19 protein-coding genes are annotated in these 20,877 nt (G+C 69.0%); 13 read left to right on the forward strand and 6 right to left on the reverse strand.

The annotated features are described in order from the left end of the window. Nucleotides 1-55: 55 nt before the first annotated feature. Nucleotides 56-706, reverse strand: a complete 651-nt coding sequence (gene phoU / locus ACFVDI_RS19805) for a phosphate signaling complex protein PhoU (RefSeq protein ID WP_378908717.1) — start codon at nt 704-706, stop codon at nt 56-58. Between the two features lie 121 nt (nt 707-827). On the opposite strand from phoU, the gene ACFVDI_RS19810 reads away from it, so the two are divergent. Next, the gene (locus ACFVDI_RS19810; protein WP_378908720.1) at nt 828-1,985 is read left to right on the forward strand and encodes a sensor histidine kinase; all 1,158 of its coding nucleotides are present in this window, start codon (nt 828-830) and stop codon (nt 1,983-1,985) included. Beyond that, a complete protein-coding gene (locus tag ACFVDI_RS19815) occupies nt 1,982-2,659 on the forward strand; it encodes a response regulator transcription factor (protein ID WP_008360778.1) in 678 nt (225 codons plus the stop codon). Before ACFVDI_RS19810 ends, ACFVDI_RS19815 begins: the two co-directional genes overlap by 4 nt. 80 nt (nt 2,660-2,739) lie before the next feature. Here the strand turns inward: ACFVDI_RS19815 and ACFVDI_RS19820 are convergent, their stop codons facing one another. After that, nucleotides 2,740-4,062, reverse strand: a complete 1,323-nt coding sequence (locus ACFVDI_RS19820) for an MFS transporter (RefSeq protein ID WP_378908725.1) — start codon at nt 4,060-4,062, stop codon at nt 2,740-2,742. Nucleotides 4,063-4,133: 71 nt separating this feature from the next. On the opposite strand from ACFVDI_RS19820, the gene ACFVDI_RS19825 reads away from it, so the two are divergent. Both ACFVDI_RS19825 and ACFVDI_RS19830 read left to right on the forward strand, forming a co-directional pair. Next, nucleotides 4,134-5,117, forward strand: a complete 984-nt coding sequence (locus tag ACFVDI_RS19825) for a GlxA family transcriptional regulator (RefSeq protein WP_378908730.1) — start codon at nt 4,134-4,136, stop codon at nt 5,115-5,117. Between the two features lie 199 nt (nt 5,118-5,316). Continuing rightward, nucleotides 5,317-6,219, forward strand: a complete 903-nt coding sequence (locus ACFVDI_RS19830; RefSeq protein ID WP_378908738.1) for a DMT family transporter — start codon at nt 5,317-5,319, stop codon at nt 6,217-6,219. On the opposite strand, the gene ACFVDI_RS19835 is transcribed toward ACFVDI_RS19830, so the two are convergent. Both ACFVDI_RS19835 and mshA read right to left on the reverse strand, forming a co-directional pair. Then, nucleotides 6,216-6,743 carry a YbjN domain-containing protein gene (locus ACFVDI_RS19835; RefSeq protein WP_378908744.1) on the reverse strand — a complete coding sequence of 176 codons (528 nt, stop codon included), beginning with the start codon at nt 6,741-6,743 and terminating at the stop codon, nt 6,216-6,218. The two genes, ACFVDI_RS19830 and ACFVDI_RS19835, sit on opposite strands and share 4 nt — an antisense overlap. Next, nucleotides 6,740-7,996, reverse strand: a complete 1,257-nt coding sequence (mshA, locus tag ACFVDI_RS19840) for a D-inositol-3-phosphate glycosyltransferase (RefSeq protein WP_378908753.1) — start codon at nt 7,994-7,996, stop codon at nt 6,740-6,742. Before mshA ends, ACFVDI_RS19835 begins: the two co-directional genes overlap by 4 nt. Nucleotides 7,997-8,102: 106 nt before the next feature. Here mshA and ACFVDI_RS19845 point away from each other — a divergent pair, with 106 nt between their 5' ends. Further along, nucleotides 8,103-8,891 (forward strand): SDR family NAD(P)-dependent oxidoreductase, encoded by a 789-nt coding sequence (locus ACFVDI_RS19845; protein WP_378908757.1) that lies wholly within the window; start codon nt 8,103-8,105, stop codon nt 8,889-8,891. Between the two features lie 96 nt (nt 8,892-8,987). After that, nucleotides 8,988-9,680: an aspartate/glutamate racemase family protein gene (locus ACFVDI_RS19850; RefSeq protein ID WP_378908761.1), complete on the forward strand. Its 693-nt coding sequence runs from the start codon at nt 8,988-8,990 to the stop codon at nt 9,678-9,680. Between the two features lie 10 nt (nt 9,681-9,690). On the opposite strand, the gene ACFVDI_RS19855 is transcribed toward ACFVDI_RS19850, so the two are convergent. After that, nucleotides 9,691-10,983, reverse strand: coding sequence for a M4 family metallopeptidase (locus ACFVDI_RS19855; protein WP_378908765.1), 1,293 nt, complete (start codon nt 10,981-10,983; stop codon nt 9,691-9,693). Between the two features lie 98 nt (nt 10,984-11,081). Between ACFVDI_RS19855 and typA the strand changes: the two genes are divergently transcribed. The 7 genes from typA (at nt 11,082) to ACFVDI_RS19890 (ending at nt 19,645) form a co-directional block, all read left to right on the forward strand. Next, nucleotides 11,082-12,971, forward strand: a complete 1,890-nt coding sequence (gene typA, locus ACFVDI_RS19860) for a translational GTPase TypA (RefSeq protein ID WP_378908770.1) — start codon at nt 11,082-11,084, stop codon at nt 12,969-12,971. 126 nt (nt 12,972-13,097) lie between these two features. Continuing rightward, nucleotides 13,098-13,931, forward strand: coding sequence for a ketose-bisphosphate aldolase (locus ACFVDI_RS19865; RefSeq protein ID WP_378908774.1), 834 nt, complete (start codon nt 13,098-13,100; stop codon nt 13,929-13,931). 139 nt (nt 13,932-14,070) lie between these two features. Beyond that, nucleotides 14,071-15,366, forward strand: coding sequence for an extracellular solute-binding protein (locus ACFVDI_RS19870; RefSeq protein ID WP_378908776.1), 1,296 nt, complete (start codon nt 14,071-14,073; stop codon nt 15,364-15,366). Between the two features lie 7 nt (nt 15,367-15,373). Continuing rightward, nucleotides 15,374-16,339, forward strand: coding sequence for a carbohydrate ABC transporter permease (locus ACFVDI_RS19875; protein WP_378908779.1), 966 nt, complete (start codon nt 15,374-15,376; stop codon nt 16,337-16,339). Further along, nucleotides 16,336-17,190, forward strand: a complete 855-nt coding sequence (locus tag ACFVDI_RS19880) for a carbohydrate ABC transporter permease (protein WP_378908784.1) — start codon at nt 16,336-16,338, stop codon at nt 17,188-17,190. Before ACFVDI_RS19875 ends, ACFVDI_RS19880 begins: the two co-directional genes overlap by 4 nt. Beyond that, on the forward strand, nt 17,187-18,644 hold the full coding sequence (locus ACFVDI_RS19885; protein ID WP_378908787.1) for a glycoside hydrolase family 1 protein: 1,458 nt from the start codon (nt 17,187-17,189) through the stop codon (nt 18,642-18,644). The genes ACFVDI_RS19880 and ACFVDI_RS19885 overlap by 4 nt, the downstream gene beginning before the upstream one ends. A 2-nt stretch (nt 18,645-18,646) precedes the next feature. Beyond that, nucleotides 18,647-19,645, forward strand: coding sequence for a LacI family DNA-binding transcriptional regulator (locus ACFVDI_RS19890; protein ID WP_378908917.1), 999 nt, complete (start codon nt 18,647-18,649; stop codon nt 19,643-19,645). Between the two features lie 22 nt (nt 19,646-19,667). Here the strand turns inward: ACFVDI_RS19890 and fahA are convergent, their stop codons facing one another. Then, nucleotides 19,668-20,843, reverse strand: a complete 1,176-nt coding sequence (gene fahA / locus ACFVDI_RS19895; RefSeq protein ID WP_378908789.1) for a fumarylacetoacetase — start codon at nt 20,841-20,843, stop codon at nt 19,668-19,670. Nucleotides 20,844-20,877: the final 34 nt, after the last annotated feature.

Raw genomic sequence — 20,877 nt, forward strand, 5'->3', positions numbered from 1 at the left:
CGTCTTGACGAGCTGACTCGGCGGATTTTGCGTCAGGAAGGGCCGACTCGGCGTCTCAGGAGTCGGTGGGGGTCTCGCCGGTGACCACGAAGACGACCCGGTTGGCCACCGTGACGGCGTGGTCGGCGATGCGCTCGTAGTAGCGCCCCAGGAGGGCCACGTCGACGGCGGGCTCGACGCCGTGGGTCCATTCCTGGCCCAGCAGCTCGGCGAACGACTTGCGCCGCAGCCGGTCCATCTCGTCGTCGTCGGCGACCAGGTCGGCAGCGGCCGAGACATCGCGGCTGCGCAGGATCTCGCAGGTGCGCTCGACCATCTGCTGGGCGATCTCGGCCATCTTGGCGATGGTCTGCTGGGCCAGCTCGGGAACAGCCTTGTTCGGCATACGCAGCCTGGCGATCTTGGCAACGTGGACCGAGAGGTCGCCCATCCGCTCGAGGTCGGAGATCATCCGCAGTGCGGCCACGACGACGCGGAGGTCGCCGGCCACCGGGGACTGCAGACCGAGCAGCTCGAGGGCGTTCTCCTCGATGCGCTCGCGGGCGTCGTCGATCTCGACATCCTTGTCGATCACCTGCTCGGCGAGGTCGTTGCGGGCCTCGAGAAGAGCGATGGTGGCGTCGCGTACGGCCACCGACACCAGCTCACAGACACTGGTCAGATCGGTGAAGATGGCATCGAGGTCGTCGTGGAAAGCAGCGCGCATGAACCTGATCCTAGACACCCGACATGTACGGATCTTCATCGCGAGTGAACCCATGGTGAACGTTCGGCGCGAAGGCGTCCACAGGCGTAGTTTGGGTGTTTGATGGGATTACCCTGATCGTGTGGACTCGACGACGCAGGCTTTTCTTGCTGCGCTCCTCGGCGCCGTCGTCGCTGGAGCGGCGGTGCTTGCGTGGGCGATGAGCGAGCGTTCCCGGCAGCGGACCCCGGAGGTGGAGCCTCCCAAGGTTCCCTCCGAGGTGGCGGCTGTCCTCTCCGTGCTGCGCAGCAGCGCGGTCGTGGTGGACGAGGACGACACCGTCCTGAAGGCCAGCGCCCCGGCGTACGCCCTGGGCCTGGTTCGCGGCACCTCCCTGGTCTCCCCCGAGCTCACCGAGCTCGTCCACGGCGTGCGTCGTGACGGCCAGATCCGGGAGACGGAGCTGGTGATCTCGCGAGCCAACGGGGCCTCGCGCCACGTCACCGCCCGCGTCGCCCCGCTCGGCACCCACCTGACCCTCGCCCTGGTCGAGGACCGCACCCGCGAGCGCCGCGTCGAGGCCGTACGCCGCGACTTCGTCGCCAACGTCAGCCATGAGCTCAAGACCCCGGTCGGCGCCATCCGAGTGCTCGCCGACGCGGTCACCGAGGCCTCCGACGACCCCGAGGCCGTACGCCGCTTCTCCAACCGGATGATCACCGAGTCCGAGCGCCTGACCGAGCTCGTCCAGCAGATCATCGAGCTCTCCCGGCTCCAGGGCGACGAGCCGCTGGAGGCACCGGTCGCCGTCGACGTCGACAAGGTCATCGTCTCCGCGATCGACAGCTCGACCGTCGATGCCGACGCCAAGAACATCAACGTGGTCGGCGCCGGCACCGCCGGGCTGCACGTCTTCGGCAACGAGGAGCAGGTCTCGACCGCGGTCACCAACCTGGTCTCCAACGCGGTCGCCTACTCAGACCCCGGCTCGACCGTGACCGTCTCGACCCGCGCGACCGACGGCTCGGTCGAGATCTCCGTCGTCGACCAGGGCATCGGCATCCCGTCGACGGAGATCGACCGGATCTTCGAGCGCTTCTACCGCGTCGACCCGGCCCGCCACCGCTCCACCGGCGGCACCGGTCTCGGCCTTTCGATCGTCAAACACGTCGCCGCCACACATGGTGGCGAGGTCAAGGTGTGGTCGCAGGAGGGTCAGGGGTCCACCTTCACCCTCACCCTGCCCCAGCACCTACCAACTGCCGGGCAGTCCGGCACAAGCAAGGAGGAACGCCCGTGACCCGGGTACTCGTCGTCGAAGATGAAGCCAGCTACAGCGAGGCGCTGTCCTACATGCTCCGCAAGGAGGGCTTCGAGGTCGCCGTCGCCGAGGACGGCACCGACGCTCTGAAGGAGTTCGACCGCAACGGGGCAGACATCGTGCTGCTCGACCTGATGCTTCCCGGTCTCTCCGGGACCGAGGTGTGCCGGCAGATCCGGGCCACCTCGTCGGTCCCGGTCATCATGGTGACCGCCAAGGACGACGAGGTCGACAAGGTGGTCGGCCTCGAGCTCGGTGCCGACGACTACGTCACCAAGCCCTACTCGCCGCGCGAGCTCGTCGCCCGCATCCGCGCCGTCCTACGCCGTGGCACCGAGCCCGACGCCGCCCCTGCCACGCTCGAGGCCGGACCGGTCCGGATGGACGTGGAGCGCCACGTCGTGACCGTCGACGGCAACGAGCAGCGCCTGCCGCTCAAGGAGTTCGAGCTCCTCGAGATGTTCCTGCGCAACCCCGGCCGGGTGCTCACCCGCGGCCAGCTCATCGACCGCGTCTGGGGATCCGACTACGTCGGTGACACCAAGACCCTCGACGTACACGTCAAGCGTCTGCGCGCCAAGCTCGAGCCGGACCCGTCCGAGCCGAAGTTCCTGGTCACGGTGCGAGGGCTGGGCTACAAGCTCGATCTGTGAGGCCGGGTGGATGTTCGTCTAGGTATGCAGCCGAACCGTCGCTTCCCACGCGGAACTCCGCTTGGGAAGCGACGGTTTCTCTACATACCTTGCTGAACCGCGGCCGGCGCCCGCGGCACGACCAGCGACATCAGCGCGGCAGCGGCGCACATCGCGCCGGCGGCGTACCAGACCAGGTCGTAGGACCCGGTGACATCGCGTACGACGCCGCCGACCCAGGCGACCAGACCGGCGCCGACCTGGTGGGAGGCGAGGACCCAGCCGAAGACGATCGGGGCGTCCTCCGGCCAGATCTCGCGGCAGAGGGCGAGCGTGGGCGGCACGGTGGCGACCCAGTCGAGGCCGTAGAAGACGATGAAGAACACCATCGGGATGTGCACCTCGGGCGCGAGCAGCATCGGCAGGAAGATCAGCGAGATCCCGCGCAGCGAGTAGTAGACGCCGAGCAGCACCACCGGGTTGAAGCGGTCGGTGAGCCAGCCGGAGAAGATCGTGCCGGCGACGTCGAAGATGCCGATCACGGCGAGCAGCGAGGCAGCCGCGACCGTGGCCATGCCGTGGTCGTGTGCGGCAGGCACGAAGTGGGTCCTGATCAGCCCGTTCGTGGTGATGCCGCAGATCGCGAAGGCGCCGGCGAGGAGCCAGAAGGCCTTCGTACGCATCGCCATCCCGAGCACTCGCACGGTCCGTAGCGCGGCGCCGGTCGCAGGCGCGGGCCGCGGCACGATCTGCGAGGCGCCGTAGGGCGCCCGGCCGACGTCGGCCGGGTAGTCGCGGAGCAGCAGGAGCACGAACGGGATGACGGCGGCGGCGACCAGGGCGATCGTGACCGAGGCGGCCCGCCAGCCGAACTCCCCGATCAGCACCGCCAGCACCGGCAGGAAGATCAGCTGTCCCGAGGCGCCGCCGGCCGTCAGCAGGCCGCTGACCAAACCCTGCCGCTTGTCGAACCATCGGGTGGTGATCGTGGCGCCGAAGGCGAGCGCCATACAGCCGCTGCCCCCGCCGACCAGTACGCCCCAGCCGAGCACGAACTGCCACGACTCGCTCATCCAGACCGTGCCGAGCGAGCCGAGGGTGATCATGGTGAGCGCGACGGCGACCACCGGACGGATGCCGAAGCGGTCCATCAGCGCCGCGGCGAACGGCGCGGTCAGGCCGTAGAGCGCGAGCTGCAGCGTGATCCCGGCCCCGATCATCCCGCGCGACCAGCCGAACTCCTCGTGCAGCGGACCGACCAGGAGTCCGGGGGCCGCGGTGAAGGCCGCGGCTCCGACGATGGTCACGAACGCGATGCCGGCCACCCACCAGGCGGGGTGGATCCGGGGGCGGCGTGCAGAAGTACGGCCGGCAGGCGGCGGGGTCGTCGTCTGGGCATCGCCCTGAGCCTGTCGAAGGGTCATGGAGATGATCCTCCTCGGCGCGCGTCCAGACTGACAGTGGCCTGATTGACATCTATCGGTAAGATCCAGCCATGGGTGACGTACTGGTTCCTTCTCCGCACCGGGTCGCGGTGCTGATCCAGGACGGGTTCATCCCGTTCGAGATCGGCATCCCGCACCGGATCTTCGGCAAGGCTCGCGACAGCCAGGACCGGCTGCTCTACGAGGTCGTCACCTGCACCACCGACGGGCCCGGACCCGTGCAGTCCGACTCCGACCTGGTGGTCCTCGCCCCGCACGGACCCGAGGCCCTCGCCGAGGCCGACACCGTGGTGATCCCGAAGTTCGGCCGCGACTACCCGACGGTCTCCGACGGGGTGCTGACGGCGCCGCTGAAGGAGGCGCTGGACATGATCCGCCCCGGCACCCGGATCATGTCGATCTGCACCGGCGCCTTCGCACTCGCCGCCGCGGGACTCCTCGACGGTCGTCCCGCGACCACCCACTGGGCGCACACCGACGACTTCCGGGCCCTGTTTCCGCAGGTCAAGCTGGACCCTGACGTACTCTTCGTCGACGACGGCGACATCCTCACCTCGGCCGGCGTGGCCTCCGGCGTGGACCTCTGCCTGCATGTCGTACGCAGCGACCACGGCGCCGCCGTCGCCAACCGCGTCGCCCGCGTGACGGTCGTGCCTCCGCACCGCGACGGCGGCCAGGCGCAGTTCATCCGGCACCCCGCGCCTGCGCCGGGCAGCACCGGCATCTCGGCGGCGACCGCCTGGGCACTCGCTCATCTCGACCAGCCGCTCACCCTGGAGGCGCTGGCGTCCCAGGTCTCGATGTCGGTGCGTACCTTCACCAGGCGGTTCCGCGACGAGACCGGCGACTCCCCCGGTCGCTGGCTCCAACGCCAGCGCATCGAGCTCGCTCGCACCCTCCTCGAGACCACCGACCTGAGCATGGAGCAGGTTGCCGCCCGCTGCGGCCTCAACACCGCCCAGTCCCTCCGCCTCCACTTCCACGCCGCCCTCGGCATCACCCCGTCGGCGTACAGACGGACCTTCCGCGGCTGACACCCACCCGGGGCGTCACCCCCGTCGGCCGAGGCGTCACCCCGGTCGGCCGAGTGGGCGGCATCGGACGTCTCGGCCGACGCACTTGACGTCTCGGCCGACGCACCTGACGCCTCGGCGGGGACGAGATGGCGGGATGTCGGACATCGTTGGCCGATATCCGCTCGCCCGAATGCGCATGTGTCTCTAGCCTTTTACCGTGACGACGACGATCGACCCGGCCCCGGCCACGACCACACCGCTCTGGAAGCCGCTGGTGGCGTGCGGGGTCACGCTGGTGCTGTGGGCCTCGGCATTCGTCGGGATCCGGCACCTGGGCGACACCGTTCCGCCGGGAAGCCTGTCGCTGGGACGGCTGATCGTGATGGTCGCGGCGCTCGGTGCCTACCTCGCGCTGAAGGGCGGGTTCCGGCTGCCCACCAAGAAGGAGTGGCCGCTGATCGCGCTCGGCGGCGCGTCGTGGCTGGGCATCTACAACCTCGCGCTCAACGAGTCCGAGCGGCGCATCGACGCCGCCACCGCCGCCCTGATCATCCAGGTCGGACCGATCGTGGTCGCGCTCCTGGCCGGGCTCGTCCTCAAGGAGCGGATCCACCGCTGGATCCTGATCGGCACCGGCGTCGGGTTCGCGGGGGTCGTCCTGATCGGGCGCGCCTCGGCCAACGGCGACACCGGCGACTGGATCGGCGTCGTCCTCTCCCTGGTCGCGGCGATGACCTTCGCCGTCGGGGTGCTGACGCAGAAGAAGCTGCTGCCGACGATGAGCGCGCTGCTGCTGACGTTCTGGTACGCCGTCGCCGGCCTCGTCGTCTGCCTGCCCTGGTCGGGCGAGCTGGTCACCACGATCCCCGACATCAGCGTCGCCAACCTCGGCTGGATCGTCTACCTCGGCCTCTTCCCGAGCGCCCTGGCCTTCGTGACCTGGGCCTACGCGCTCTCGCACTCCGACGCGGGCAAGTTCGCGCAGTCGACGTTCCTGGTGCCGTTCATCACCGCGCTGATGGCGTGGCTGGTGCTCGGCGAGGTGCCGCCCGCGCTCGCCTTCGTCGGCGGCGCGATGTGCATCGCGGGTGTGCTGATCACCCGCCGCCAGCCGCGTTAGTCCTTCGCCTGATCCTCGCCGTCCTCGAGCCAGCCACGGAACGCCTCGAGGTTGGCGGTGGACTCACCGCGCAGCTTGCGCCACTCCCACTCCTTGCGGATCGAGGAGGCGAAGCCGAGCTCGAGGATGGTGTTGAAGGACTCGTCCGCGTACGTCAGGACCGAGCCGAGCAACCGGTCGAGCTCCGCGCTCGAGACCATCGCCAGCGGCAGCCGGCCGTCGAGATAGATGTCGCCGAGCCGGTCGATCCCGAAGGCGACCCCGTAGAGCCGCAGATTGCGCTCGAGCAGCCAGCGGTAGACGTTCTCGAAGTTCTCGTCGGGACGGCGGCAGACGAAGGCGTGCACGCCCAACGCGTGCTGGCCCAGGTCGAGCCGGACCGGCGTCTGCAGCTTGCGCTCCCCCGGGAGCGAGAACGAGAAGACCAGGTCCCCGCTCGGCAGCGCCGTCTCGTCCCAGGTCAGGTCGTTCGACTTCAGCCAGCCGCGTACGACATCTTCGCGTTCACCCTGCGCACCACTCACGCTGTCAGCTCCTCACGCATCAGCATCTTGGCCTCTTCGTAGACCTCGAGCGTATTGCGTGCGGTGAGATCCCAGGAGAAGTCCTGGGCGTGTTCGCGCGCGCCGTCGGCCAGCGCCGACCAGCGCGAGTGGGAGGCGACGGCGTTGGTGAGCGCGTCGGCCCACCGGGCCGGGTCGTGCCCGTCGACCAGGAGCCCGCTGCGACCGTGGTGCACCGCCGTGGTCAGGCCGCCGACCGCGGCCGCGACGACCGGGGTGCCGCAGGCCTGGGCCTCGACGGCGACCAGACCGAAGGACTCGTTGTAGGAGGGGACGGCGACGACGGAGGCGGCGGAGTACCAGAGCGCGAGCTCGTCCTGGCGCACCGGCGGGACGAACCGGACCACGTCGGATATCCCCAGCTCAGCGGCGAGATCGGCCAGCCCGGTCGGGTGCTCCAGCCCGGAGCCGGAGGGACCCCCGACGATCGGCACCACCAGCGAACGGCGCAGCGACGGGTCGCGGGCGAGCATGACGGCGGCCGCCCGCAGGAGTACGTCGGGAGCCTTGAGCGGCTGGATGCGACCGGCGAAGAGGAGCACGTGAGCCCGGGCCGGCAGTCCGAGCGCGGACCGCGCGGCGGCGCGCCCGCGCGGACGGAAGACGCGCAGATCGACCCCGGGATGGACGACGGCGACGCGACCTGGCTCCGCGTCGTACATGTTGATCAGCTGCTTTGCCTCGAGGTCGGTGTTGGCGATCAGCATGTCGGCCGCCTCGACGACCTGCTCCTCGCCGATCACCCGGGCCTCCGGCTCGGGGCTGTCGCCCTCGGCGAGCGCGTCGTTCTTCACCTTGGCCATGGTGTGCATCGAGTGGACCAGCGGCACACCCCAGCGGTCGCGGGAGAGCGCCCCGACCTGACCGGAGAGCCAGTAGTGGGAGTGCACGGCGTCGAAGTAGCCGGGCGGGTTGGACGCCTCGGCACGCAGCACCTCGCGCGCGAACGTGCACAGCTGCCCCGGCAGGTCGCCCTTGGCGAGTCCCTCGAAGGGACCGGCGTGGACGTGATGGACCGCCACCCCGTCGTACGCCTCCACGACCTGCGGCAGGCGCGAGGAGGTCGCGCGCGTGAAGATGTCGACGGCGATGCCCTGCGTGGCCAGCCGCCGGGAGAGCTCGAGGACGTAGACGTTCATGCCCCCGGCGTCGCCGGTGCCCGGCTGGTCCAGCGGAGAGGTGTGCAGACTGACCATCGCCACGCGGTGGATCATCCCTGCCCCTTTGTGTGTACGCCTGTGGTCTGGTCTCTCAACACGCGAGAGTCGGACATCATTCCCGGCGGCGGGAATCATCTTCGATCGTGGGACCCGGTGCCCGATGCCGAGCGACCCACGGGAGAATGGCTGCGTGCCTTCCAAGAACGCCGTCTCCAAGAACGCTGTCGTCACCGGCGCTTCGAGCGGGATCGGGGCCGCCACCGCCCGCCGGCTCGCCAAGGAGGGCTACCACGTCTTCCTCGCTGCTCGCCGGACCGACCGGATCGAGGCCCTGGCCGCGGAGATCGGCGGCACCGCGGTGGCGACGGACGTCACCTCCGAGGAGTCCGTCGCCGCGCTGGCCGAAGCGGTCGGTGACCGTCTCGACCTGTTGGTCAACAACGCCGGCGGCGCCTTCGGCGTGGACCAGGTGGCCGAGGCCGATCTGACCAAGTGGCAGGCGATGTTCGAGGTCAACGTGATCGGCCTGACCCGGGTGACCAAGGCGCTGCTCCCGGCACTGATCGCATCCGGTGCCGGAGCGGTCATCAACGTCGGCTCGATCGCCGGCCGACGCGCCTACGAGGGCGGTGCGGGCTACAACGCGGCCAAGTTCGGCACCCGTGCGGTCACCGAGGCGCTGCGTCTGGAGATCGTCGACAAGCCGGTGCGGATCATGGAGATCGCGCCAGGAATGGTCCAGACCGAGGAGTTCTCGCTCGTACGTCTCGGGGGCGACCAGGCCGCGGCCGACGCCGTCTACCGGGGCGTCACGGACCCGCTGGTGGCCGAGGACATCGCTGACGCGATCGTCTGGATGGCGACCCGCCCGGCTCACGTCAACATCGACGAGCTGGTCATCAAGCCGCGTGCCCAGGCCGCCCCGCACAAGGTGCACCGCGAGAGCTGAGCCCGACCTCCGATCCGGCCTCTGACCTGGTCTGGACCAGGTCAGAGGGGTGCCGAGGATTCAGTACGCGGCAGCCGACGGTGTCACACTCGAACAGTGCAGACGATCGGACTCATCGGCGGCATGAGCTGGGAAAGCACTGCCGCTTACTACGAGGGACTCAACAAGGGTGTCCAGGAGCGGCTCGGCGGCCTTCACTCCGCCAAGATCGTGCTGGCCTCTGTCGACCTGGCCGAGCTGACGGCGCTGCAGGAGAAGGAGGCCTGGGACCAGGTCGCCGACATCCTCGTCGCCGCTGCGCGCAGCGTCGTGGCAGGTGGCGCCGACTTCATCCTGCTGTGCACCACCACCTTCCACAAGGTCTACGACGAGGTGGCGGCCGCCGTCGACGTACCGGTGCTGCACCTGGCCGACGTGCTCGCCGCGAAGGCCAAGGAGCTCGGCATCACCAAGGCCGGCTTCCTCGCCACCCGTTACACCGTGGAGAACGACTTCTTCGCGCAGCGGATCTCCGACCACGGCGTCGACGTGAACCTGCCCGACACCCTCCACGTGGAGCTGCTCGACTCGATCATCTACGAGGAGCTCGTCCACCGGAACGTGGTGTCCGGGTCGCGCAAGCGGGTTCTCGAGGTCGTCCACGAACTGTGGGACGCCGGGTCCGACGGCGTCATCCTCGGTGCCTCCGAGCTCAGCCTTCTGGTGCGGCCCAGCGATGTCGACGTACCCATCCTCGACGCCATCACCGTGCACGTCGAGGCGGCCCTCAACCAGGCCCTCGGCGAGTAGCTCCGCCGGTCTACTGCTCGAGCATCCGGTTGGCGAGCTCGCGCAGCTCGGGAGTCATGTCTCCCTCGTGCACGACCGTACGCCGGCCGTCCACCTCGAACTCGTAGATGTAGCGGTCCGCGCCCTTCGGCTTCGACGGGACGGCGTTGGCCAGCAGGTCACGCACCGTGGCCGCCTGCGCGTCGCCGGGCGCAAGCTCGGCGACCCCCTCCTGCGTACGTCCGATGAAACCGCCGCTGCGGCGTAGCTTCACCACGGTCGGTGCCTCACCGCCGGGCGCGGGCGCGCCGGACGCCGGGGTGACCCCGACCTCGGACCAAGCCGTCGTGACCGCGTCCACGTGGTCGCCGGCCTCGGCGACGGTGGCCGCCGCGAACCCGGCGAAGTCGGTGTCGGTGGTGACGGAGCCGTTGGTGAGCGCGGCGTACCAGATCTTGCCGGCGCCCTCCCACGAGCTGCCGCCGATCGCCTTGGCGGCGAGGGCGAAGGCCCGGTTGGGGATGCCGGAGTTGATGTGGACTCCGCCGTTGTCGTCGGTGCCGTCGTAGATGTCGTCCATGTGGGCCGGCTGCGGGTCCTTGCCCAGCTCGGGGTCGTCGTAGGCGGTGCCTGGCTCGAGCATGTGCCGCAGGCCGACGCCCTGGACCGACTCGGTGAAGAGACCCTCGCCGATGATCCAGTCGGCCTCCTCGACGCTCTGACCGAGGAGACGCTGCTTGAGACAGGAGCCGAACACGTCCGACATCGACTCGTTGAGCGCGCCCGGCTGGCCCTGGTAGACGAGGCCGGCGGTGTGCTCGGTGACCGCGTGGGAGAGCTCGTGCCCGATCACGTCGACGGCCTTGGTGAACCGTTGGAAGACCTTGCCGTCACCGTCGCCGAAGACCAGCTGGGTGCCGTCCCAGAAGGCGTTGGCGTAGTCGCGGTCGTAGTGGACCGTCATCACGACCTCGATGCCCTGCCCGTCGTAGGAGTCGCGGCCGTAGACCTCCTCGAAGAGAGCCAGCGAGCCGGTGATGCCGACCGCGGCCTCGTCGACGCTCTCGTCGCCGGACTCGGGCTCGCCCGCGGCCCGGACCTTCTCGCCGGGGAGGTAGGTGCCGTTGCCGGCCGAGTAGACGGTCCAGTCGCCGGCCTCGGCGGCCGTGCTGCTCGCCTCCGGTGCGGGAAGCTCGGCGAGGACCCTGGTCAGGTGCTCGGCCCGAGCAGCTCGGAAACCGTTGTCCTGGTCGAGACGACCGGGATCGAGCCGCCGCATCAGGTAGGGGGGCACGATGTGGCAGACGTGATTCCGAGAGGTCATGGGTTCAGCCAACCGTCATCTCCGGATGCGGGTCAAGGAGGTCGCGGCGGATAAGATCAGGCGTCCCGTCCCGCGCCAGAAATCGAGCCGCTTCGCACATGTCCGAGATCCTCAAGGCCAATCTCCGCAACGTCGCCATCGTTGCGCACGTCGACCACGGCAAGACCACGCTGGTCGACGCCATGCTGAAGCAGGCCGGTGCCTTCTCCGAGCACGCCATGGAGTCGGTCGAGGACCGCGTCATGGACTCCGGTGACCTGGAGCGCGAGAAGGGCATCACCATCCTCGCGAAGAACACCGCCATCCACTACAACGGGCCGTCCGCGCCCGAGGGGATGACGATCAACATCATCGACACCCCCGGCCACGCCGACTTCGGTGGCGAGGTCGAGCGCGGCCTGTCGATGGTCGACGGGATCGTGCTGCTGGTGGACGCCTCCGAGGGCCCGCTCCCGCAGACCCGGTTCGTGCTGCGCAAGGCGCTCAACGCCGACATGCCGGTCGTGCTGGTGGTCAACAAGGTCGACCGTCCCGACGCCCGCATCGAGGAGGTCGTCGACGAGACGTACGAGCTCTTCATGGACCTGCTCGACGACTCCCACAGCCAGGACGCCCTCGACTTCCCGGTGATCTACGCCTCCGGCAAGGCGGGCGTGGCGAGCCTCGAGCAGCCGGAGAACGGCACCCTGCCCGACTCCAAGGACCTCGAGCCGCTCTTCTCCACGATCCTCGAGACCATCCCCGCCCCGACCTACGAGGCCGACGCGCCGCTGCAGGCCCACGTCACCAACCTCGACGCCTCCCCGTTCCTGGGCCGCCTCGCGCTGGTCCGCATCCACCAGGGCACCCTGAAGAAGGGCCAGAACGTCGCCTGGATGCAGCGCAACGGAGAGACCAAGAACGTACGCATCACCGAGCTGCTCATCACCGACGGCCTCGAGCGCAAGCCCGGCGAGGAGGCCGGCCCCGGTGACATCGTCGCCGTCGCAGGCATCCCGGAGATCATGATCGGCGAGACGCTGGCAGACCCGGAGAACCCGGTCGCGCTGCCGCTGATCCACGTCGACGACCCGGCCATCTCGATGACCATCGGCACCAACACCTCCCCGCTCGTGGGCAAGGTCAAGGGCGCCAAGGTGACCGCGCGCATGGTCAAGGACCGCCTCGACCAGGAGCTGATCGGCAACGTGTCGCTGCGCGTGCTGCCGACCGACCGCCCCGACGCCTGGGAGGTCCAGGGCCGCGGTGAGCTGGCGCTGGCGATCCTGGTCGAGCAGATGCGTCGCGAGGGCTACGAGCTGACCGTCGGCAAGCCGCAGGTGGTCACCCGCGAGGTCGACGGCAAGCTCCACGAGCCGTTCGAGCGCCTCACCATCGACGCCCCGGAAGAGTTCCTCGGCACGATCACCGAGCTGCTCGCCAACCGCAAGGGCCGCATGGAGGGCATGACCAACCACGGCACCGGCTGGGTCCGGATGGAGTTCATCGTCCCCTCCCGTGGCCTGATCGGCTTCCGCACCGACTTCCTCACCGAGACCCGCGGCACCGGTATCGCCCACCACATCTCCGAGGGCTACTTCCCGTGGGCCGGCGAGATCCGCTCGCGCAACAACGGCTCGCTGGTCGCCGACCGCGCCGGTGCTGCCTCGGCCTACGCGATGACCTCGCTCCAGGAGCGTGGCGTCCTCTTCGTCGAGCCCACCACCGAGGTCTACGAGGGCATGATCGTCGGCGAGAACTCCCGCCAGGACGACATGGACGTCAACATCACCAAGGAGAAGCAGCAGACCAACATCCGGTCCGCCACCTCCGACAACTTCGAGAAGCTGATCCCGCCGAAGAAGCTGTCCCTCGAGCAGTGCCTGGAGTTCTGCCGCGAGGACGAGTGCGTCGAGATCACCCCGGACCAGATCCGCATCCGCAAGGTCATCCTCGACCAGAACGAGCGGGCGAAGATCGCGAGCCGAGCGCGCAAGGCCAACAAGTAACAACGGCTCGTCCGACGGCCGCCGCCCCTCCGGGTCGGCGGCCGTTTCGTCGTGTTCAGCCTGCGACACTTCCACCATGATGCGTACGCAGGTCGCCGCACCGTCGAGCGTCCACAGGAGAGCCGAGTGACTCTCACGACCACCGCCGCGCTCATCGGCTCGGCCTATCAGGAGGGCGGCGGAGTCGCCGCCTTCAACGCGATCAACCTGGAGACCGTCGAGGCCATCGCGGCCGGGGCGGAGACAGCGAACCGGCCGGTGATCGTGCAGATCAGCGAGAACGCGGTGCGCTACCACGGTGGCCTGGCGCCGCTGGCGCAGGCTGCGATCGCCGTCGCCTCCGGCTCGACGATGCCGATCTCGCTCCACCTGGATCACGCGACCGATGAGCGCCTGGTCGGGATCGCGGTCGATCTCGGCTTCTCCTCGGTGATGTACGACGCCTCCCAGCTCACCTACGAGGAGAACCTCACCCGCACCGCCGCCGTCGTGCGCCGCTGCCACGACCGTGGCGCCCACGTCGAGGCCGAGCTGGGCGAGGTCGGCGGCAAGAGCGGCGTCCACGCACCCGGCGTACGCACCGACCCGGACGAGGCGGCCGCGTACGTCGCCGGCACGGGGGTCGACGCCCTCGCCGTCGCGGTCGGCTCGAGCCACAAGATGACCACCCGCGACGCCATTCTGGACGAGACGCTGATCTCGGCGATCCGGCGCACGGTCGACGTACCGCTGGTCCTGCACGGCTCCTCCGGAGTCAGCGACGACGGGCTCCGCACGGCCATCGCGGCCGGTATGACGAAGATCAACGTCGCCACCCAGCTCAACAAGGCCTTCACCGCCGCCGTGCGGGAGACCCTTGGCGCCGACCCTGCTCTGGTCGACCAACGGCGCTACCTCGGCGCGGGCCGAGACGCCATGGCCGCCGAGACCGCCCGCCTGCTGACGGTGATTTCTCACTAATAAAGTGGAAGCGCTCCCACCACAACAAAATCGTTACTCACGCGCCTCTTGACAGAGAGTTGTGAGCACACTCACACTCTCCCTAGTCCCGAGAGTGGAAGCGCTCTCACTCCCCACACAGACGTGCAGGAGCACTCCCGTGTCCAACAACTCCAAGCCCTGGCACCGCCGGCCCAGAACCGCCCTGGCCGCATGCGCCGTCGCCTCTCTCGTCGCCGGCCTGACGGCCTGCGGTGGCGGCGACGGCGACGAGCAGTCCTCTCTCGGTAAGGACGACACGCTCACCATCACCACCTTCAGCGAGTTCGGCTACGACGAGCAGATCGAGAAGTGGAACGCCGACCCCGAGCGTCCCTTCAAGATCAAGCAGACCAAGATCGCCGAATGGGACACCTGGAAGGAGTCGATGACCAAGGCCCTCCAGGCGGGCACCGAGCTGCCCGACGTGATCGCGGTCGAGGGCGACGCCATGGCGGCGCTGCTCGCCGAGGGCGCGAACGAGCAGTTCGCCGACATCTCCGACCCCGAGCTCGACGGCCGCTGGGTCGAATACGCCTACAAGGCCGGCCAGACCACCGACGGGAAGCAGATCGGCTACCCGACCGACATCGGCCCCGAGGCGATGTGCTACCGCGCCGACCTCTTCGAGAAGGCCGGCCTCCCCAGCGACCCGGCCGATGCCGCAGCCCTCTTCAAGGACTGGGACACCTACTTCAAGACCGGCGAGCAGTTCACCAAGAAGCTCCCCGAGACGAAGTGGTACGACGCCTCGGGCTCGGTCGCGCAGGCCATGCTCAACCAGGTCGAGTTCCCGTTCCAGACCGAGGACCAGAAGGTCAACGTCGAGAACGACGAGCTGAAGGCGGTCTACGACACGGTCACGAAGTACTCCCCGACCCTGTCCACCAAGGTCGTCCAGTGGGGCGAGGACTGGCAGGCGAACTTCACCAACGACGGTTTCGCGACGATGCCGTGCCCGGGCTGGATGTTCGCCAACATCAAGTCCTCCGCGCCGGATGTGAAGGGCTGGGCGATCGCTGACGCCTTCCCGGGTGGCGGCGGCAACTGGGGCGGCTCGTTCCTCGCCGTCCCGGCCAGCGGCGAGCACACCGAGGAGGCTCAGGAGGTCGCCGACTACCTGACCAACGCCGAGTCGCAGGTCTCCGCGTCCAAGGCCGCCGGCAACTTCCCGGGCAACCTCGAGGCGCAGAAGACCCTCCAGGCCGAGAACGCCGAGGACCCCTACTTCGGCAACGCCAAGACCACCGAGATCCTGACCAACCGGGCCGCCGCGGTCACCCCGGGCGTCCCGTTCAAGGGTGACAAGTACTCCGACGTACTCGGCCTCTTCCAGACCGCGATCCAGCGTGTCGACGAGGGTGAGGACCCGGAGAAGTCCTGGACGACCTTCGTCGGGGCCGTGGGCAACCTCTGATCTGAAGATGCACAACACATCTCCCCTGGCGAGCCGCTCGTCGCAGGGCCCCTCGGCCCTGCGGCAGCGGCTCAGCCGCTGGGACGTGAAGTACGCGCCGTACCTCTTCGTCGCGCCGTTCTTCATCGTCTTCGCGGCGATCGGCCTCTACCCGCTGCTCTACACGGGCTACCTGTCCTTCTTCTCCTGGCCACGCTTCGGCGGCTCTGTCGGTGACCCGGTCGGCTGGGCGAACTACGTCCACGTCATCACCGACCCGGTCTTCCACAAGGCCCTGGTCAACACCGTCGGGATCTTCCTGCTCTCCTCGGTGCCGCAGGTGATCGTCGCGACACTCATCGCGGCGCTCCTCGACACCAACCTGCGCGGACGCTCCTGGTGGCGGATGTCGGTCCTGCTGCCGTACGTCGTCGCCCCCGCCGCGGCCGCGCTCATCTGGAGCGCGATCTTCGCCGACAAGTCCGGGCTCGCCAACCAGCTGCTCGGCGCGATCGGGATCGACCCGATCGGCTGGCACACCGACCGATTCGCCAGCTGGACGGCGATCGCGACGATGGTCAACTGGCGCTGGACCGGCTACAACACGCTGATCATCCTGGCGGCGATGCAGGCGGTCCCCCGCGACCTCTACGAGTCGGCCTCCCTCGACGGGGCCAGCAGCACACGCCAGTTCTGGAACATCACGCTCCCGTCGATCCGCCCGACGATGATCTTCGTGATCGTCACCTCGACGATGGGCGGTCTGCAGATCTTCACCGAGCCGCGGCTCTTCGACACCAACCTGCAGCACCAGGGCGGAGCGAACTACCAGTTCCAGACCCTGACGATGTACGTCTTCAACACCGCCAACAGCGCGACCGACCCCTATCCCCGGGCGGCCGCCGCGGCCTGGCTGCTGTTCCTGCTCATCGTCGGGATCGCCCTGCTCAACTTCCTGGTCACCCGCGCGATCCAGAACAGAGGTGCCCGATGAGTGCCCGCACCAAGACGCACAGCATCAACAAGCCGGGTTTCCTGGTCTACGCGCTGCTCGCCGCGTTCGTCCTCGGCTCGCTCTTCCCCCTCTACTGGTCGTACGTCATGGGCACGGTCACCAAGGAGCGGACCCTCCAGTCGCCGCCCCCGCTGGTGCCCGGCGGTCACTTCATCGACAACGCCAAGCGGGTCTTCGACCAGATCGACTTCTGGTCGGCGCTGCTCAACTCGGTCATCGTCTCGAGCATCGGCGCGCTCTCGGTGGTGGCCTTCTCGACACTGGCGGGATACGCGTTCGCGAAGCTCCGCTTCAAGGGGTCCAACACGCTGATGGCGTTCATCGTCATGACGCTGGCGGTCCCGACCCAGCTGGCGCTGGTGCCGATGCTGAAGCAGTTCAGCAACCTCGGTCTCGACGGTACCCTCGCGGCGGTCACCCTGCCGTGGCTGGTGACCGCGTTCGGGGTGTTCTTCATGCGGCAGTACCTCGTCGACGCGATCCCCGACGAGCTGATCGACGCGGCCCGCGTCGACGGCTGCTCTCAGATTCGCATCGCCTGGACCGTTGCCGTCCCGGCAGCACGTCCGGCGATGGCGATCTTGGCGCTGTTCACGTTCATGAGCGTCTGGACGGACTTCATGTGGCCCCTGCTGGTGCTGCAGAACTCCGACGTCCAGACCCTCCAGACCGCGCTCGACAAGCTCAAGATCGCACCCGGGCAGGGGCTGAGCGACCTCGCTCTGCTCCAGGCCGGGACCATCATGGCGACGATCCCGTTGCTGCTGTTGTTCATCGCCACCGGCCGCCACCTGGTGTCCGGCATCATGCAAGGAGCCGTCAAGGGATGACCCTCTCGACAAACCCCGCCCGCACCTTCCCCGAGAACTTCCTCTGGGGCGCTGCCACCGCGTCCTACCAGATCGAGGGAGCGGTCGACGAGGACGGACGTACACCGAGCAACTGGGACACCTTCTCCAGGGTTCCCGGAGCGATCCTCAACGGCGACACCGGCGATGTGGCCTGCGACCACTACCACCGGATGCCCGAGGACGTCGCGCTGATGAAGCGCCTCAATCTGGCCTCGTACCGGTTCTCGACGGCGTGGCCGCGGATCCGGCCCGACGGAGGCAAGGTCAACGAGGCGGGGCTCGACTTCTACAGCCGTCTCGTCGACGAGCTGCTCGAGGCCGAGATCGCGCCGTGGATCACGCTCTACCACTGGGACCTGCCGCAGGCTCTGGAGGACCAGGGCGGCTGGACCAACCGGGACACCGCCTACCGGTTCGTGGAGTACGCCACGACCGTCTACGACGCGCTCTCCGACCGGGTCGACAACTGGACGACGCTGAACGAGCCGTGGTGCTCGGCGTTCCTCGGCTACTCCGGTGGCCAGCACGCGCCGGGCCGCCAGGAGGGTGTCGCCGGCATCGTCGCTGCGCACCACCTCATGCTCGGCCACGGCCTCGTCGTCAACGAGCTGCGCAGCCGCGGCGCGACGCCGGAGAACGGGAAGTCCCTCGGCATCACCCTCAACCCGACGGTCGTCGACCCCTACGACGCCGACCGTCCCGAGGACGTCGACATGACCCGGCGGATCGACGGCCTGCACAACCGGGTGTTCTTCGAGCCGCTGTTCCGAGGCAAGTACGCCGACGACCTCGCCGGCGACACCGACGGGCTGACCTTCCAGGGCCGTCCGTGGCAGGACTGGGTGCTCGAGGGCGACCTCGAGGTCATCTCCGCGCCGCTCGACGTGCTGGGGATCAACTTCTACTTCGGCAACGCCATCGCGGCAGAGCCGTTCGAGATCGACCCCGACGAGGTGCTGGGCAGCCGGCTCGTCCACTCCGACATGCCGCGCGGAAACCCCTACCCCGGCGCCGAGTTCGTCACCCCGCGCACAGGTCGCGCCACGACCGCCCGCGACTGGGAGATCGACCCGGTCTGGCTGACCCGGCTGCTGACCCGGCTCAGCGACGAATACGGTGCCCCGCCGATCTACATCACCGAGAACGGCGCCTACTATGACGACGTGGTCGAGGACGGGGCAGTGCACGACATCGCCCGTCTCGACTACATCGACGAGCACCTGCGTGCGACCCTCGACGCGATCGAGCAGGGTGCCGACGTACGCGGCTACTTCGCCTGGTCCCTGCTCGACAACTTCGAGTGGAGCTACGGCTACGCGCACCGCTTCGGGATCGTGCACGTGGACTTCGAGACCCAGGTGCGCACCCTGAAGGACAGTGGCCTCTGGTTCGCCGACGTCGCCGCCAACAACCGGGTGCCGGCCCGCCCGTGAACATGCCCACGCTCGACGAGGTCGCCCGGCTGGCTGGTGTCAGCCGGGCGACCGCGTCGCGCGCCATCAACGGCGGCTCGCGTGTCTCGGCGAAGGCCGCCCGGGCCGTGGCCGAGGCCGTGCAGACGCTGGGCTACGTCCCCAACCCGGCCGCCCGCTCCCTGGTGACGCGACGGACCGAGACCGTCGCGATGGTCGTGCCCGAGTCGGACGAGCGCGTCTTCGCCGACCCGTTCTTCGCCCGAACCCTGCACGTCGTGACCCGGGCTCTCGCCCAGCGCGACCTGCAGGTCGTGCTGCTGATCGCCCAGCCGGGGGACGAGATGCAGCGGACGCTGCGCTACCTGCGTGGTGGACACGTCGACGGCGCGATCGTCGTCTCCCACCACCGCAACGATGCGCTCGCCGACCACCTCGCGGCCATCGGGCTGCCGGTCGCGTTCATCGGCCGGCCGTTGACGGGCGCGGAGAAGGTCTTCTACACCGATCCCGACAACGTCGCCGGTGCCCGCGAGGTCACCAACATCCTGATCGAGCGCGGCTGCCGCCGCATCGGCACCATCACCGGCCCCATCGACATGAGCGCCGGCACCGACCGGGCCGCCGGATGGCGAGCCGCACTCGAGGCTGCCGGGCTCGCCACCGACGCGGTCGTCGAGGGCGACTTCACCGAGGACGGTGGCGAGGCCGCCTGCGAGATCCTGCTTCGAGACCATCCGGACATCGACGGCCTGATGGTCGCCTCCGACCTGATGGCCGCGGGCGCGCTCCGCGTGCTCGGCCGGGCCGGCCGCCGCGTACCCGAGGACATCGCGGTCGTCGGCTACGACGACCTCGGCATCGCCGAGCGCACCACTCCCCCGCTCACCACGGTCAAGAACCCGATAGGAGACATGGCGAGGGAGGCCGTCCGGCTCCTCCTCGCCCAGCTCGACGGCGGCACCACCATCCCGCGGCGGGTCGTCTTCGCGCCCGAGCTGGTGCGGCGTACGTCTGCCTGATCCGGCCCTGCGATCGGCTCGGTCAGGCCTTCCCCACGATCCGTCCACGCGCCTCGCCGAAGCCGATCCGGGCGCCGTCGGCGCCGGGCGCGGTGGCGCTCAGGACGATCTCGTCGCCGTCCTCCAGGAACGTGCGCGCGACGCCGTTGACGTCGACCGGCTCGGCGCCGCCCCAGGTCAGCTCGATGAACGCGCCTCGCTGGTCCCGCTCCGGGCCGGAGATCGTCCCGGAGGCGAACAGGTCACCGGTACGGCTGGGCGCGCCGTTGACGGTCTGGTGAGCGAGCATCTGAGCGGGCGACCAGTACATCGCTGCGTACGGCGGCCGGGACACGACCTGGCCGTTCCAGTCCACCTCGAACTCGATGTCCAGGCCCCACGGACGTCGCATCTGCAGGTAGGGCAGGACGGCGGGATCCTGCCCGGGTGTCGGGACCCGCGCGGCGTCCAGCGCGAGGAGTGGAACGACCCACGGCGAGACTGTCGAGGCGAAGGACTTGCCGAGGTTCGGGCCGAGCGGGACGTACTCCCAGGCCTGGATGTCGCGTGCGGACCAGTCGTTGAACAGAACCACACCGAAGATGTGCCGCTCGGCATCCTCGGCGGGGATGCTGGTCCCCATCGCGTTCCCGGTGCCGACGACGAATCCCAGCTCGGCCTCGATGTCGAGGCGGACGGACGGGCCGAAGACCGGGACCTCGTCGCCGGGACCCTTCCGCTGACCGGACGGGCGCACGATCTCGGTGCCGGAGACGACGATCGAGGAGGACCTACCGTGGTAGCCGACGGGCAGGTGCTTCCAGTTCGGCATCAGCGGCTCGGCGGCCTCCGGGCGGAACAGCCGGCCGAGGTTGGAGGCGTGATGCTCAGAGGCGTAGAAGTCGACGTAGTCCGCGACCTCGAACGGAAGGTGGAGCGTGACCGCCCCGAGGTCATGCACCGCCGCATCCGGCACGTCGCCCTGGATCCTCTCCGTGATCGACGCGCGGACCTCGACCCAGCGCTCGTGACCCTGCGCCATGAACGGGTTGAGACTGCCGGTGGCGAAGACGTCGTCGCCGAGCAGGAGCGCCAGGTCGACCACGTGGTCGCCCAGCCGGACACCGACCCGCGGGTCCTGTCCGGCGACGGAGTAGACGCCGTAGGGGAGGTTGGCCAGGCCGTAGAGCGAGCCCTCCGGAATGCTGATGGTGGTCACACGAGATCCTTGGGGTGTCGGGTGTCGAACAGGG

Source organism: Nocardioides sp. NPDC057767, assembly GCF_042798275.1.
GTDB lineage: Bacteria > Actinomycetota > Actinomycetes > Propionibacteriales > Nocardioidaceae > Nocardioides.